A 14,794-nucleotide genomic window follows, 5' to 3' on the forward strand; every position below is an offset into this window, starting at 1 on the left:
CCACCACTCCCGGCCCGCACCGACGGGCCGGACAACGGACGGAGTCTACTGTGAGCCTCAAGTTCGGTGCGTTCATGGCACCTTTCCACGAGCTCGGCGAGGACCCGACGGCCGCGCTGCGCTTCGACCTCGATCTGATCGAGCACCTGGACGAGCTCGGCTACGACGAGGCCTGGATCGGCGAGCACCACTCGGGCGGCTGGTCGCTGATCGCCTCCCCCGAGCTGTTCCTCGCGGCGGCCTCCCAGCGCACCCGGCGGATCAAGCTGGGCACCGGCGTGGTCAGCCTCCCGTACCACAACCCGCTCTCCGTGGCCGAGCGGATGGTGCTGCTCGACCACCTCAGCCAGGGCCGCGCCATGTTCGGCATGGGCGCCGGGATCTCCCCCGCCGACGCCCACATGATGGGCATCGCGCCGAGCGACCAGCGCCGGATGATGGCCGAGTCGGCGGAGGCCGTGGTCGCCCTCCTGCGCGGCCAGGAGCGCGTGAGCATGAAGACCGACTGGTTCGAGCTGCGCGACGCGCGGGTTCAGCTGCGGCCGTACACCCAGCCGTGCTTCGACATGGTGGTCGCCAGCGCGGGCTCGGAGCGCGGCATGCGGCTGGCCGGCCAGTATGGGCTGGGCACCCTGTCCTTCGCCGGCCGTCCGGGCATGCCCGACGCGCCCCTCGACCGGATGTGGGCCGCGGCGGAGGACGAGGCGGCCCGCAACGGCCGGACCGTCGACCGGGCGAACTGGCGGATCGCCATCTGCGTGCACGTCGCCGACACCCGCGAGGAGGCGCTCGAACAGGTCCGCCCCGGCATGCGCAAGTGGTTCCGCGAGTACGTCGTCGACACCTTCGGCGCGCCGGCGAACCTCACCGAGGGCCGCGAGGTCGACGAGGCCGTCGAGTGCGGGGCCGTCATCATCGGCTCGGTCGAGGACGCGATCGAGGGTATCCAGCGGCTGATCGACCAGAGCGGCGGCTTCGGCACGCTGCTGGTCAACACGCACGACTGGGCCACCCGCGGCCAGGTGAAGCGGAGCTTCGAGCTGATCCGCCGGCACGTCGTGCCGCACTTCACCGGCTCGACGGACGGTCTGCGTGAGTCCCAGAAGTGGGTCTCCGAGCGCCGCGGAGACCTCTCGGCCCAGGCGCGCGAGGCCTCCCTCGCGGCGAAGTCCGCGCCGGACGCGAAGTAGTGCCCATCCGCGGGGCGTGCTCCGGCACGCCCCGACCCGGGTCGGCGTCCGCGCTGCCCCGGACACTCACGACGCAGGAGGGGACATGACGCCAGGCCAGCGGACCCGGCCATCGACGCAGGAGCTGCTGGGCGGTCAGGAGTTCCGGGACACCATGTCGCAGCTCGCGGCGCACGTCACGGTGGTGACGCTCCAGGACGCCGTCGGCCGGCCGTACGGGTTCACCGCCAGTTCGGTCGTCTCCGCCTCGCTCGACCCGCCGCTGCTGCTGCTCGGCGTCAGCCGCGGGTCCAGCTGCATCGAGGCGATCAGCGAGGCGTCCGAGTTCACGGTGAACCTGCTGGGCGAGGGCGACCGCGAGGTCGCCCGGCGATTCGCCACGTCCGGCATCGACCGCTTCGCCCACGGCGACTGCGCCCCGTGGCCCGGGCACGGGGCGCCCTACCTCCCCGCGGCCATGCTCTCGGCGCGCTGCGTGAAGCGGGAGGTCATCCAGGTCGGCGACCACGACCTGCTGGTCGCCGGCCTGCTGGAAGTCCGCACGGGCGCGCCCACCCGGCCGCTCATCTGGTTCCGGCGCGACTTCCACACCGCCGCTTCGGCCGACGCAGTCCCCAACTCTTCTGGAAGGAACGGAACGTGATGAGCACCATGATCGAAGCGGTGCGCCGAGGGGCCGGCCCGGAGGCCCTGACCGCCGCCGAGGTGCCGAGCCGGTACCGGGCCGCGTACATCCGTGCCGAGGACGTCGACATGTTCGGCGTGACGTCCGACCGGGACGTGCGCAAGTCGATCCGGGTCGGCGACGTGCCGATGCCCGAACTGGCGCCGGACGAGGTCCTGGTGGCGGTGATGGCGAGTTCGGTGAACTACAACACGGTGTGGTCCGCCACCTTCTCGCCAGTGCCGACCTTCGAGTTCCTGAAGCGCTTCGGCGCCCAGGGCCACTGGGAGAAGAGGCACGACCTGCCGCACCACGTGCTCGGTTCGGACGCCTCCGGTGTGATCGTCCGGGTCGGCTCCGGCGTGCGGCGCTGGGCGCCCGGCGACCACGTCGTGGCCAGCCCGGTGCAGGCCGACGAGCAGGAGGCCGCCTCGCATGCCGACGGCATGCTCGGCGATCAGCAGCGCGCCTGGGGCTACGAGACCAACTTCGGCGGCCTCGCGGACTTCGCCGTGGTCCGCGCGACCCAGCTGATCCCCAAGCCGCCCCACCTGACCTGGGAGGAAGCGGCCACCACGGCCGGCTGCGCGGGTACCGCCTACCGCATGCTGATCAGCGACCGCGGCGCCCGGATGAAGCAGGGCGACGTCGTCCTGGTCTGGGGCGCGGCCGGCGGCCTCGGCATGTACGCGGTGCAGCTGATCCGCAATGGCGGCGGGATCGCCGTCGGCGTGGTCAGCTCGGAGCGCAAGCGCGAGGCGCTGCTGCGCCTGGGCTGCGACGTGGTGGTCAACCGCAACGACATCGGCATCGGCGACGACCTCAGCGACCCGGCCCAGGTGATCGAGGCCGGCAAACGCCTCGGCCGGATCATCCGCCGCGAGATCGGCGAGGACCCGCACATCGTCTTCGAGCACGTCGGCAAGGCCACCTTCGGCATCTCGATGTACGTGGTCCGCCGCGGCGGCGCCGTGGTGACCTGCGGCTCCAGCACCGGGTACGACCACCAGTACGACAACCGGTACCTGTGGATGAAGCTGAAGCGCCTGATCGGCAGCCACGGCGCCAACCTGCAGGAGCAGTGGGAGTGCCACCGGCTGCTCGGCCTGGGCAAGCTCATGCCCGCGCTCTCCTGCACCTACCCGCTGGAGGAGATCGGCGAGGCCGCCCGGCTGCTCCAGGTGAACGACCACATCGGCAAGATCGGCGTGCTCTGCCTCGCCGACCGGCCCGGCCTGGGCGTCACCGACCCCGGGCTGCGCGAGCGGGTCGGCGAGGACCGGATCAACTTCCTGCAGGGGGTCTGACATGACGAAACCCGGAATCGGCATCCTCGGCACCGGGTCGTACCTGCCCGGCCGGGAGGTCGGCAACACCGAGATCGCGGCGCGGTTCGGCGTGGACGAGGACTGGATCGAGCGCAAGACGCTGATCCGCACCCGTCGCTTCGCCGAGGACCACGAGGCGGTCTCGGACCTCGCCGTGCCCGCGGCCAGGGCCGCGCTGGAGCGGGCCGGGATACCGGCCGAGCGGATCTCGTACCTGATCGTCTCCACCGGCACTGGCGATTTCCCCGCGCCGCCGACCTCGTACCTGGTGCAGAACGCGCTGGGGGCCTTCGGCGCGAGCTGCTTCGACCTCAACGCCACCTGCGCGGGCTTCGTCTACGCGCTCGCGGTCGCCCGCAGCCTGGTCGCCACCACCCCCGGCGCCTATGCCCTGGTGGTCGCCTCGGAGATCTACTCCCGGTTCACCGACCCCAAGGACCGGGCCACCGCGGTCCTGCTCGCCGACGGCGCCGGCGCCGCGGTGGTGGGCCCGACCGACGGACCGGGCATCCTCGACGTCGAGCTGCGCAGCTACGGCGACAAGAACGAGCTGATCGTCATCCCGGCCGGCGGCAGCCGAAACCCGGCCTCGGCGGAGACCGTCGGCCGCCGCGACCACGCGGTGCGCATGCAGGGCCGGGCGGTCACCGAGTTCGTGCTCGACAACGTGCCCGGGGTGCTCGACAAGTTCCTCTCCCGCAACGGGCTGGAGCCGGGCGACGTCGACCACTTCGTGCCGCACCAGGCCAACGGCGCCATGGTCGGCCGGCTGGCCGAGGTGGCCGGCCTGACCAGGGCCACCACCCACCTCACCGCGCCGATGTACGGCAACTCCGGCAGCGCCTCGGTGCCGGTGACCCTGGACCACGCCGCCCGCAGCGGGAGGCTGAAGGACGGTCACCTCGTCCTGCTCACCGCGTTCGGCTCCGGCATGACCCTCGGCGCCTGCCTGCTGACCTGGGCCGGGGGCGCGCGATGACCGGGGCGGTGGGCGGCGGGCTGCGCCGACTCGGCGTGATCGGGTGCGGTCTGATGGGCGCCGGACTGGCCGAGCTCGGCGCCCGCTCCGGCTTCGACGTCGTGGTCGCGGTCTCGTCGGACCGCTCGCTGCGGGCCGGCCGGGAGCGGGTCCTCGCCTCCCTGGACCGGTCCGTGGCCAAGGGCCGGATCGGCGCCGAGGACCGGGACGCGGCGGTCGGCCGCCTGTCGTTCACGGACACCCTCGGCGAACTCGCCGACCGCGAGCTGATCATCGAGTCGGTGACCGAGTCCCACCCGGTCAAGGCCAAGGTCTTCGCCGCGCTGGACGCGGTGCTTCCCAAGGACCACGACGTCGTGCTGGCCACCAACACCTCTTCGCTGGCCGTGGCCGGCCTGGCGGCCTCGGTCCGGCGGGAGGACCTGGTCGTCGGCACACACTTCTTCAACCCGGTCGGCACGATGCCGCTGGTCGAGCTGATCTCCTCGCCGCGGACCGCGCCGGAGGCCGCGGCGCGGGCCGAGCGGTTCCTCGCCGAGGGGCTGGGCAAACGGGTGGTCCACGCCCCCGACCGGCCCGGCTTCGTGGTGAACGCGCTGCTGGTGCCGTTCATGATGTCGGCGATCACCATGCTGGAGTCCGGTCACGCCACGGCGGAGGACATCGACGCCGGGATGACCCAGGGCTGCGGCCACCCGATGGGCCCGCTCGCCCTGTCGGACTTCACCGGCCTGGACACCCTCGCCGCCGTCGCCCAGGGCTTGTTCGAGCAGTCGGACGACGCCCGCTACCGGCCGCCGAGGCTGCTGCTCGACCTGGTGACCGCCGGTCATCTCGGGCGGAAGTCGGGGCGCGGGTTCTACGAGTACGCCTAGGAGACCACGGAAGACCTTTCAGGTTCCGGCGCCGTGTGTCGTCGCGTGGGACCGGACCGTCGCGGGTGCGGGGGACCGGGCTGGTGAGCTGGTCGGACCGGATGTCCGGGAGACGTGCCGGGAGTTGATCCCGGCAAACGACACCGCGTTCGACCCGTCACTGCTCACCTGCTCCGGGCCGACGCGCCGCTCAGCTCCTGCCACTCGGCCGGGCGCGGATTCCGGTCCTGCTCGCCGGCGGCCGGGGGGCGTTCCCGGGTGACGGCAAGGGGGGCTGTCGCGGCGGCCGTTCGAGGGACCTGCCGGACTGTCGTCCGGGGCGGCCGTCCGATGGCTGTTACTGATGCGAAATATGAAAAGACGACCATCTTCTCCGTCATGCGGGTGGCGCGGGCGGGGCGGGCGGGGCTCCAGTCTCGCCTCGGCCGCACTGGCCCTCGCCGTCGGCGCCACGCTGCCCCTGTCGTTGAGCGGCAGCGCCGTCGCCCAGGCCCACCCACGGGCGGCAACCGCAGCGGTCGCTCAGGCACAGCCGCTGGCCCTGGGGACCCCCCTGCTCACCGAGACGTTCAAGCAGGCCACCGCTCCGGAGTTCTCCGCCGTGGGGTCGGCGTGTCTGAGCGGTGCGACGCCCGTGGCCTCGCCTCCCGGGAGCGGAAACCATCCGCTGCTCGGCTGCCCGCCGTCCATCGGGCCGGTGCCTCCGAACAACGCGGCGCCGGACGGCTTCCTCCGCCTGACCGATGCCGGGTTCTTCCGGACCGCGGCCGTGATGTACAACCACGCCCTCCCCGCGGGGCAGGGCCTTGACGTCACGTTCGACCAGTACCAGTACGGCAGCACCACCCCGGCGAGCCCCGCGGACGGGATCTCCTTCTTCCTGGTGGACGGCGCCGCCTCGCTCACCCATCCCGGCGCCTACGGCGGCAGTCTCGGGTACGCCCAGATCCGCCAGGCCGACATCCCGACGAACCCCCTGCAGCCCGGTGTCGACCACGGGTATCTCGGAGTCGGTCTGGACGTGTACGGCAACTTCTTCGGCGACGGGGAAGAGCGCGGCAACGGCTGTCCCCAGCGTGCGCCGTCCAGGTCCCCCTGGCCGCCGCCGGGACCGAACATGGTCACCCTGCGCGGGCCGGGCGACGATGTGGTCGGGTACTGCTTCCTGACCGCCACGACCAACAACTTCACCACCACCGGACCGTGGCAGTCGACCCTTCCGGGATTGCTGCACGGCCCGTCGACCGTGATGCCTCCGGAGGCCACCCCGGTGGAGGCCGAGGAGATCCTCGAACCGTCCCGGCGCCAGGTGAACGTGCACATCACGGCCGGGGCCAACCCGATGGTCACCGTGGCGATCGACTTCAACGACGGCACCGGCCCGCACCAGGTGCTGTCCACCCCGGCGCCCCAACCCGTGCCGTCCACCTACAAGTTCGGCTTCGCCTCGTCGACCGGCTCGTCCACCGACGTCCACCTGATCCGCAATGTGGTCGTCACCAGCGCGGTGCCGCTTCCCCAGCTGAACCTGGTGAAGCAGGTCAGGCTGCCGCTGCCCGGCGACCTGGCTCCGGGGTCGCAGGTGCCGTACGACTTCGTGGTGACCAACGCGGGCACCACGGACATCACCGACCTGGTCGTCGACGACCCGAAGGTCGGTCCTGTGTCGTGCCCCGTGACCACGCTCGCGCCCGGTCGGACGATCACCTGCACCGCCACCTACACCGTGACCGCGGCCGATGCGGCCAACGGGTCGATCGACAACACCGCCATCGCGAGGGGTACGTCCGGCGGCGAGACGGTCACCTCGCCGCCGTCCTCGCAGCACGTGCCGCTGGAGAAGCCGCCCGCTCTTGAGATCGTGAAGAACGTGGTCACGCCCGGCCCCTACTCCGTCGGGCAGACGGTCACGTACTCCTACACCGTGCGCAACACCGGCGGGGTGCAGCTGAACAACATCCAGGTGCACGACGACCACGTCACCGGCATCACCTGCCTGTCCACCACGCTGGCGCCGGCGGGCAGCCCCGGGGACAGCACCACCTGCACCGGCAGCTACACCATCACCGCGGGCGACGGAACGACCGGTTCGGTCACCAACACCGCCACGGCGACGGGCACGACGAACGGACAGACGGTCACCTCGCCGGAGACCGACCTGACCGTTCCGGTCGGAACGCCCCACGTCACCCTGGCGAAGCAGGTGGTTTCGAGCGGCCCGTACCACGTGGGGTCGACGGTCAGCTACTCCTACACCGTCACCAACACCGGCACCACCGACCTGCACAACGTGATGGTCAAGGACTCCAGGATCGCCACCGTCACCTGTGATGCCACCACCCTCGCTCCCGGCGCCGGCACCACCTGCCACGGGACGTACACGATCACCCAGGCCGACATCGACGACTGCAAGGACGTCGATGCCAACGCCACCCAGTGCGTCGTCACCAACACGGCGCAGGCCGGGGGTACGGACCCGCAGGGCAAGGAGATCGTCAGCGATCCCGCCGAGGCCAGCGTCACCGTCGCCGTCCCGGCGCCCCAGCTGTCCCTGGTGAAGCAGGTGGTTTCGAGCGGCCCGTTCGAGGTCGGCTCGACGGTCGCCTACTCCTACCGCGTCACCAACACCGGTAACACCGCCCTGGACAACCTGACCGTCACCGATGACCACATCACCGGCATCGTCTGCGACGCGACCACCCTCGCCCCCGGCGCCACCACCACCTGCCACGGGACATACACCGTCACCCGGCAGGACCTGGTCTGTGACCAGGGCGATTCGAACGTCTGCCACGTCATCAACGTCGCCGTGGCCTACGCGGCGGACCCGGCCGGCAACCAGGTGGCCAGCGAGGAGACCACGGCCGTCATCACGGTGAACCTGAGCGCGCCGGCGCTGAACCTGACCAAGCGGGCGGACCTGCCCGGCCCGTTCTTCCCCGGCGACACCGTCACCTACACCTACACCGTCACCAACTCCGGCAACACCCGCCTGACCGGCCTGACCGTCACCGACGACCTGATCCACAACGTCAGCTGCACCGTGACCGACCTCCAGCCGGGCGAGAGCACCACCTGCCACGGCAGCTACGTCGTCACGCCCGCTGACGCGGCAGCGGGACACGTGACCAACACCGCTCACGCGGACGCCACCGACCCGCAGGGCCGGCCGGTGGAGAGTGCGCCGGCCGAGGCGACGGTCCCGGTGGCGGGCCAGGCCCAGCTGTCCATCGTGAAACAGGCCGATGTGAAGGGCTCCGCGCGGCCCGGTGACACGGTGACGTACACGTACACGGTGACCAACACCGGATCGACCGCGCTGACCGACGTCGCCGTCAGCGACGACCGGGTCGCGCCGGTGGTGTGCGAAGCGACGACGCTGCGGCCCGGCGAGAGCACGACGTGCCGCGGCACCTACCTGGTCACACAGGACGACGCGAAAGCCGGTCACGTGACCAACACCGCGACGGCCTCGGCCCGCGACCCGCAGGGCCGGCCGGTGGAGAGTCCGCCCGTAGAGCTGTGCGTCACCGTGTCCGAATGCCCCGAGAAGAAAGACTGCGTCAAGCCTCCTCACCCGGGCCGTCCAGCGGGTCCCCCGCACGGCAAGGGGAGCGGCCACCTGCCCGACACCGGTTCACCCGCGACGCTCGCGGCGGCCGGCCTCGCCGGCGGCCCGCTACTGACAGTGGGCGGCGTACTTCTCTACCGCGTACGGCGCCGAGCCGAGACCGACCGATTCGTCGGGTAGCACCCGCGGAGTCGCCGCTCGGCCGGTGAAACGGACCGCCTCCGAAGCCTTCGGGCCCCGGAGGCGGTCCCCTGTCGTGCGGGCAGCCCGACGACTCGCCGACGGCCAGGCCCTCGCCAGGGGAGTCGGTACATGGCGATGCCGGGGCCAGGCCGCTGTAGCCATGGGCGCGAGGGCGCTGGTCAGCGAATCCGCAGCTCACACCGCCACTGTCGTGGGCGTCGAGCGGCCGCTGGCGTCGGTTGACCCCCGTGCGCTGCAGTGGCGGCGAGCCCTGCTTCGCCCCCGAATTCTTCACGGCGAGCACCGGGAACTTCCGTACGTCCACGCGGAAATGGGGCGTCAGGATTTCGGAGGGGTATTTTCCTGTCGGCCTTCGGCTTGGTCGATCGATTTCACTTGGCGATGTCGATCCTATTTCCCGGCAACTCTCCGGATGAGTCGCCGGACTCGCTGGATCGACGCCGGGAGGGGGGCTAGGCTGGAGGCGTGAACGCCACTCGGACCGTCCGTCAAGCCCATGGCCTGGGGACTGGCTGGGGGCCGCGCATGATGCGCGCTGCCGCACGAGGTGCGCGAAACATGCTCATCTGTACACGCACGACATGTGTGTGGGCGCATTTTGGGCAGAAATAGGAGAACCCCTCCAGCCGTGTTCAGCATCGAGCCGATCCTTTGGAGAACGAATAAGAATGAACTGGCTCCTTCCTGGCATTCCCCTCATTCGCATCGTGCATGATTTCGTCTCGGCCCGGGTTTCCGTGCCCGTCCTGAACCACTCCGTGCGGGTCGGCTTTCTTTCGCGGCTCATTGCCGAGCGGGAGCAAATAGAGATACCTGAGGACATCATATGGGCCGCCGCACTCCTTCACGATGTCGGAACCGCCGTCGGGCAAAGCTCGCCACAGCGATTCGAGGTGGTCGGCGCCAATGCGGCAACCGAACTCCTGGCAGCTCGATCCGAGCTCTCGGGCGCGCAGTTGCAGGAAGTATGGGACGCCATCGCTCTGCACACCTCACCTCACATCGCCGAAGCGCGTGGCGGTCTGACTCGACTTATCCGACTTGGCGTGTTGATGGACTTCGGGAAAGACGTCCTGCCGGATGCTGCCGAGGTTCGAACAGGGCTGGAACGCGCGTGGCCGCGCGCGGATATCGAACGAACCTTGGCTCATGCGGTGGTACAGCAGGCGCTGCAAGTGCCGGAGAAAGCTCCGGTCGCGAGCTGGCCCAACAATCTCTATGTGGCCCACCTGCGGAATCCACATCATACGGGCATCAACCCCGCATTCTAGGCCTGTGGTAGGACCAGCTGCCGGCGGTGACTGCCGGAGGGAAAGGGCCGAAGTTGATGCATCTTCATCCGGACGTGGTGCCGACCATATGTGAGCCGCAATTGCCGGGTTGCCTGCTCGTTGATCGGGTGTGATCGAGGGCGCGGATATGCGGGTCCATCGCCCGCCGCGCAGGAGGATCCGCGGTGGCGGGTGGTGAGCGCGCGGGAGTCGGGGCGAGTCCGGACGTGTGGCCGGGCGGCGGAAGGGTTCGGCGGTGATCCCGCCCCCGTCTCCGCGGCCCGCCGGGACACCTTCTGGGTCCTGGCCGCCCTCGCCGACCTCACCCCCGCCGCCTGACCTCGCACCGCATGGGCGGCCGCCCGCGCCGAAGGAGGAATGAAAGCCGCGATAACGGGCAAAGAGTGACGAACAGGCGGTATCGCCGCACCGCCGACGGACCATGGGAGGAATCGATGGGTGACCTGTCGAACAAGGCGCAGGAACTGGCCGGCAAGGCGAAGGAGAAGGCCGGAGACCTGACCGGAGACCAGGAGCTCAAGGGCGAGGGCCAGGCCGACCAGGCGGAGGCGAAGATCAGGCAAGCCGCCGACGACGTCAAGGACGCCGTACAGGGCGCCGCCGACCGGGTGAAGGGCGCGCTCAAGCGCAAGGACTGACGTCCGGGCCGAAGGAGGAGGACAACGGCATGGCACTGTTCCTGTTCATCCTGCTGATCGCGGTGGTGTTCGGCTTCGTCGGCGCCCTGGTGAAGGGCCTGCTGTGGCTGCTCGTCATCGGCGCCGTGCTGTTCGTCGCCGCCCTGGTGTTCGGAGGTGCGCGCCTGGGCCGCGGGAGAGGCACGCGCAGGTAGGAGCGACGCGCCGCCGCCGGTCCGGTCCCGTGGGGCGGGACGGCTTCCCCGGCTTTCCCGCCCCACAGGCGCCCTTGGGCGGCCGGTAACCGAGATCGTGGTGCTGCCCACCGGCACCGTCCATGGCCCGGGTGCCGACGCCTTCAGCCCCAGGGCCGGACGACCTGCCGCAGCGGGCTCGGGACCTCGTGCAGGCGTTCCGGCCGGGCGGGCTGACGCCCGTCGCCCGCCACAAGCCCGCGCTCCGGTGGGACCTCGGGGAAACGCACGGCACCGTGGCGGTCAGGATGCCGGCGCACCCGGTCGCCCTCGAACTGCTCGTGGCCACCGGGCCGCCGGCCGCCTCCAGCGCCGACCTGCCGGCAAGCCGTCCCCGCGGGACTGCGACGCCGCACAAGCGGTCGTGCTGCCCTCGCCGGTGAGATCGACCATGACCGCGGTGCCGCAGTGCCGGCGAACCCGTCCTGGAGGGGGCGTCACTGGTCGGAGTAGCTGAGGTCCCCCACCGTCCAGCTGCTGATGTCGGCGATGGCGATGCGGTACATGCCCCCGGTGTGGGGCAGGCCGTAGCTGCCCTGCAGGATGCGGGCGACATGCAGATGCAGATGCGTCGGCCGCGCGACAGGCGGCGCCACGCCGTCGCCGGTGGCGGGTGCCGAGAACAGCGCGGCGAAGGGCTTCAAGTGCTCGGAGGCGGCGAGGACCTCGGCCACCCGTTCGTTCCACAGACTCTCCGGCGCCAGGCGGCCGGTGATGACCGCCCCCGGGACGACCACGGTCAAAGGCATCTGGTTACTGCGCTCGGACTCCACCATTGCGGCGATGTCGACGAGCAGCCCATCAGGGTTCGACATGAATCAGAGGATAGTGCCCGCCGCAAGCCGCCCGCACGGACGCCCTGACCCGCGACGCGGCCGGACACGGGCGATTCCACTAGCTGTGATCGCCGCATGAAAAAATGTGGAACAGCTGGGAGGGATATCGGGCGCGGTTCGGCCGCAGCCCGCCGGATCGCGGGACCAGGGCGCCGCAGAGCGCGGACACGGCACACGCACCGCCTCCGCCGGGGCGCGAAGGGGAGTGGGCGGCAGTCCGCCCCGATCTCCGATGCGTGCTCAGCGGCATCGCGGAGGCGGTCCGCGACGGCGATGACAGAGTCCTGCGCCGGCTCGTCGCGCGCCTGGCCGAGCGGGCGACCGTCGCCGACCTCCACGCCCTGCGCGACGCCCGCACCCCGTACGTCGGCGTCAACGATCCCGCCGGCACCGGCCGGCCGGTGCCGCCTCGATAAAGCCCCGCACCCGGACATGAAAACCTGCGCTGGCGAGAGTAGACATTGAGCCGCGGTCTGGGTAGTCTTCCTCGTGTTGGAAGAGAAGGACCGCAGGGCAGGCAGACATGAACTGCCTGGGCAGTGCCGCAGTTGGCAGTACCAGCAGTGATGCAGGAGGCGTGCAGGTCGTCAGTACGCGGGACCCGGTCATGGCAAGGGGTTCCCGGTGGAAGGCGGGTGACCTGTCAGGCGCCCAGGGCCCGGGTTGTGCCTGGGGCTCGGGGCGGTGGCGGTCGCGCACGCGCAGGATCGCAGTACCGGCAACACCCTGGCAGTTCGCAAGACCGGCAGTACCTGAAGTTCGCACCACGCAGTACCGGCAGGACGGGTGTTGCCAGCAGTTCGCAGTACCGCAGTACGCACGACGCAGAACGAAGAACGAGGAGAAGGGAAGGGTTCACCCCGTCGGATCGCCCGCCACGGCACGCAGTACCAGCCGGGCGGTCACCGCAGTAGCCATCAACATGGAACGTCATGGAAGAGGTGGTCCTCGGTCACGCATACGCGATCCCCGCATCCTGCCCCTCCCTCGGGCAGTGCGGACACCGCAGGCCGGCGAATCAGCCGGCAGCAGTAGTGCAGTAGATGGTGCAGTGAATCCACATACCCCTGGGCCCCGGCGCGCAACAGCGCCGGGGCCCTCGACCCGTTTCCCGAGAAAGAAGGTGCTGGTGGAACAGGCCACCCTCGCCACCGACCACGACACGGCGGATCACATGAGCGCAGAGACCAAGTTCGACGACGACGACTACCCCGCCTACACCATGGGCCGGGCCGCAGAGATCCTGGGCACCACGCCGGGCTTCCTGCGCAGCCTCGACGAGGCCAAACTCATCGCCCCCCAGCGGTCAGCCGGCGGCCACCGCCGCTACTCCCGCTACCAGCTGCGCATCGCCGCCCGCGCCCGCGAAATCGTCGACCAGGGCACCCCCCTCGACGCCGCCTGCCGCATCATCATCCTCGAAGACCAACTCGAAGAGGCCCTGCGGATCAACGCCGAGCTCCGCGGCGACCACACCTGAGGACGACCGGACTGCCGGCCCGCGATCCCACGACGCGCGCCGCGGTCCCCCCTCCGGCCGTGGCCACCACACAAGACACGATGAGATGGAAGTCCGACGGGCCTGGCCGTGTGGCGTGGAGTGCCGTGTTCGGCTCGGACGGCACGCGCGGAGCGATGTGACAGCCGTCCCGGGCGGCGTGCCCTGCCCACGAGGTGCGCGGGACGGCCGGCCGGGACGGGTGGCACCCGGGGTCAGAGTTGGAACATCGCGGTGTATGGCTGAGTGACGCGTTCCTGCCGTGATCCGAAGTCGACGAGCACGGCGATGTCGCCTTCGGCGCCGATGACCCGGCCGAGACCGTACACGTCATGAGTGACGCGGTCGCCGACGGCGAAGTGCTTGCGCGGGGCCTCCACCCGGGCCTTGAACGGGCTGGTGGGCAGGTGGCGGGGGACTGCTGCGTATTTCGTCATTGCTGCCAGTATGCGCCCGGAAAGCGCGAGGTCGGGCGTTCTCGGCGCCATCGATTTTCGGGGGATCTTGAACGACGCGTGCGCTTGCCCCGGTTCGTCCCCTCGGCGGCGCCGGTAGGCGTGATCCGTCCTCCTGGCGGCTGCCGCCGTGAGGAGGGACACGCCGCACCTGCGATCCTCGCAGCATGGGGCGGTCGACCCGGGGAGTGATCCACTCGGTCAACCGGCTTGCCCTCCAGGCGTGTTGACGGTCCTGTCGGCGCCGGTCCGGCAGGCCCAGGCGAGGGGCCCCGAAGATTCGAGGCGGAAACATCCCGCCGCGAAGGGCCGCGGCCTGCTACTGTCGTCTTAGTTGCAGTAGTGGTTCCCATGAACTTTGTGTGCGCCTGCTGATGTTTCGCGGGCGCATTCTTCTTTCCCGGCTCTTCCCCGGGTGGGTGCTCATCGCGGCGACTCGAAGTCCGCGCTGTGCGGGCTTCGGACAGCCCCTTGAAGGAGATTTTTTTATGGCTAATGGCACTGTGAAGTGGTTCAACGCGGAAAAGGGCTTCGGCTTCATTGAGCAGGAGGGTGGCGGCCCCGACGTCTTCGCCCACTACTCGAACATCAACGCCAACGGCTTCCGTGAGCTGCTCGAGGGCCAGAAGGTCGAGTTCGACGTCACGCAGGGCCAGAAGGGCCCGCAGGCCGAGAACATTCGTCCGCTGTAGTTCTTCTGCCACGGCACCCGCCTAGCAGCGAGGGGCCCGCACCACGCACACATGCCTGGTGCGGGCCCCTCGGCATTGCGCCACGGCGCATCTCCCGGCCGTTTCCGGCCCCTGGCTTCGCCACCGGCGGCCATCCCCACGCGAGACGCACAGCGCCGCGTCCGGATCGGCGCCCTGCCGTGACATCGCACGGCTTCGAGGTTCCTCGCTCCCGCTCCGCGCGGTGAGCGCCGACCGTAGGTGACGTGCCGCACGGTTTCACCGTCCACGCCCCACCCGTCACACTTTCGGCCCGTTCCTTTGTGGTCCCCGCGCTGCCCTGTGCCGCGGAGCCTTCCT

14 protein-coding genes and 1 pseudogene are annotated in these 14,794 nt (G+C 70.4%); 13 read left to right on the forward strand and 2 right to left on the reverse strand.

The window, feature by feature from the left end:
- Positions 1-50 precede the first annotated feature (50 nt).
- From QWJ13_RS13440 to QWJ13_RS13485, 10 genes and pseudogenes are all read left to right on the forward strand, one after another.
- A complete protein-coding gene (locus QWJ13_RS13440) occupies positions 51-1,190 on the forward strand; it encodes an LLM class flavin-dependent oxidoreductase (RefSeq protein ID WP_316524179.1) in 1,140 nt (379 codons plus the stop codon).
- 85 nt (positions 1,191-1,275) lie between these two features.
- A complete protein-coding gene (locus tag QWJ13_RS13445; RefSeq protein ID WP_316524180.1) occupies positions 1,276-1,833 on the forward strand; it encodes a flavin reductase family protein in 558 nt (185 codons plus the stop codon).
- Positions 1,833-3,161, forward strand: coding sequence for a crotonyl-CoA carboxylase/reductase (gene ccrA / locus QWJ13_RS13450; protein ID WP_316524181.1), 1,329 nt, complete (start codon positions 1,833-1,835; stop codon positions 3,159-3,161). The genes QWJ13_RS13445 and ccrA overlap by 1 nt, the downstream gene beginning before the upstream one ends.
- 1 nt (position 3,162) lies before the next feature.
- On the forward strand, positions 3,163-4,161 hold the full coding sequence (locus tag QWJ13_RS13455) for a 3-oxoacyl-ACP synthase III family protein (protein WP_316524183.1): 999 nt from the start codon (positions 3,163-3,165) through the stop codon (positions 4,159-4,161).
- Entirely contained in the window at positions 4,158-5,036 is an 879-nt protein-coding gene (locus QWJ13_RS13460) for a 3-hydroxybutyryl-CoA dehydrogenase (protein ID WP_316524184.1), read from the forward strand. The genes QWJ13_RS13455 and QWJ13_RS13460 overlap by 4 nt, the downstream gene beginning before the upstream one ends.
- A 697-nt stretch (positions 5,037-5,733) precedes the next feature.
- On the forward strand, positions 5,734-8,787 hold the full coding sequence (locus tag QWJ13_RS13465; protein ID WP_316524187.1) for a DUF7507 domain-containing protein: 3,054 nt from the start codon (positions 5,734-5,736) through the stop codon (positions 8,785-8,787).
- Between the two features lie 692 nt (positions 8,788-9,479).
- Positions 9,480-10,082 (forward strand): HD domain-containing protein, encoded by a 603-nt coding sequence (locus QWJ13_RS13470; protein ID WP_316524189.1) that lies wholly within the window; start codon positions 9,480-9,482, stop codon positions 10,080-10,082.
- Positions 10,083-10,537: 455 nt separating this feature from the next.
- Positions 10,538-10,741 carry a CsbD family protein gene (locus QWJ13_RS13475; protein ID WP_316524190.1) on the forward strand — a complete coding sequence of 68 codons (204 nt, stop codon included), beginning with the start codon at positions 10,538-10,540 and terminating at the stop codon, positions 10,739-10,741.
- 29 nt (positions 10,742-10,770) lie between these two features.
- On the forward strand, positions 10,771-10,935 hold the full coding sequence (locus tag QWJ13_RS13480) for a hypothetical protein (RefSeq protein ID WP_316524193.1): 165 nt from the start codon (positions 10,771-10,773) through the stop codon (positions 10,933-10,935).
- 91 nt (positions 10,936-11,026) lie between these two features.
- Positions 11,027-11,335, forward strand: a pseudogene (locus tag QWJ13_RS13485) (L-threonylcarbamoyladenylate synthase); the annotation flags it as partial.
- 76 nt (positions 11,336-11,411) lie between these two features.
- On the opposite strand, the gene QWJ13_RS13490 reads toward QWJ13_RS13485, so the two are convergent.
- Positions 11,412-11,789 carry a GvpU-like protein gene (locus QWJ13_RS13490; protein WP_316524194.1) on the reverse strand — a complete coding sequence of 126 codons (378 nt, stop codon included), beginning with the start codon at positions 11,787-11,789 and terminating at the stop codon, positions 11,412-11,414.
- Between the two features lie 257 nt (positions 11,790-12,046).
- Here QWJ13_RS13490 and QWJ13_RS13495 point away from each other — a divergent pair, with 257 nt between their 5' ends.
- Together QWJ13_RS13495 and QWJ13_RS13500 are read left to right on the forward strand one after the other, a co-directional pair.
- Entirely contained in the window at positions 12,047-12,226 is a 180-nt protein-coding gene (locus tag QWJ13_RS13495) for a hypothetical protein (protein ID WP_316524196.1), read from the forward strand.
- Between the two features lie 758 nt (positions 12,227-12,984).
- Positions 12,985-13,290 carry a MerR family transcriptional regulator gene (locus tag QWJ13_RS13500; protein ID WP_316525146.1) on the forward strand — a complete coding sequence of 102 codons (306 nt, stop codon included), beginning with the start codon at positions 12,985-12,987 and terminating at the stop codon, positions 13,288-13,290.
- A gap of 233 nt (positions 13,291-13,523) precedes the next feature.
- Here QWJ13_RS13500 and QWJ13_RS13505 read toward each other — a convergent pair whose 3' ends face one another.
- Positions 13,524-13,745, reverse strand: a complete 222-nt coding sequence (locus tag QWJ13_RS13505) for a hypothetical protein (RefSeq protein WP_316524198.1) — start codon at positions 13,743-13,745, stop codon at positions 13,524-13,526.
- Between the two features lie 506 nt (positions 13,746-14,251).
- Here QWJ13_RS13505 and QWJ13_RS13510 point away from each other — a divergent pair.
- Complete coding sequence (locus QWJ13_RS13510) at positions 14,252-14,455, forward strand: cold-shock protein (protein ID WP_030918248.1); 204 nt, start codon at positions 14,252-14,254, stop codon at positions 14,453-14,455.
- The last annotated feature ends 339 nt before the right edge of the window (positions 14,456-14,794 follow it).

Source organism: Kitasatospora brasiliensis, from assembly GCF_032654805.1.
Taxonomy (GTDB): Bacteria; Actinomycetota; Actinomycetes; order Streptomycetales; family Streptomycetaceae; genus Kitasatospora; species Kitasatospora brasiliensis.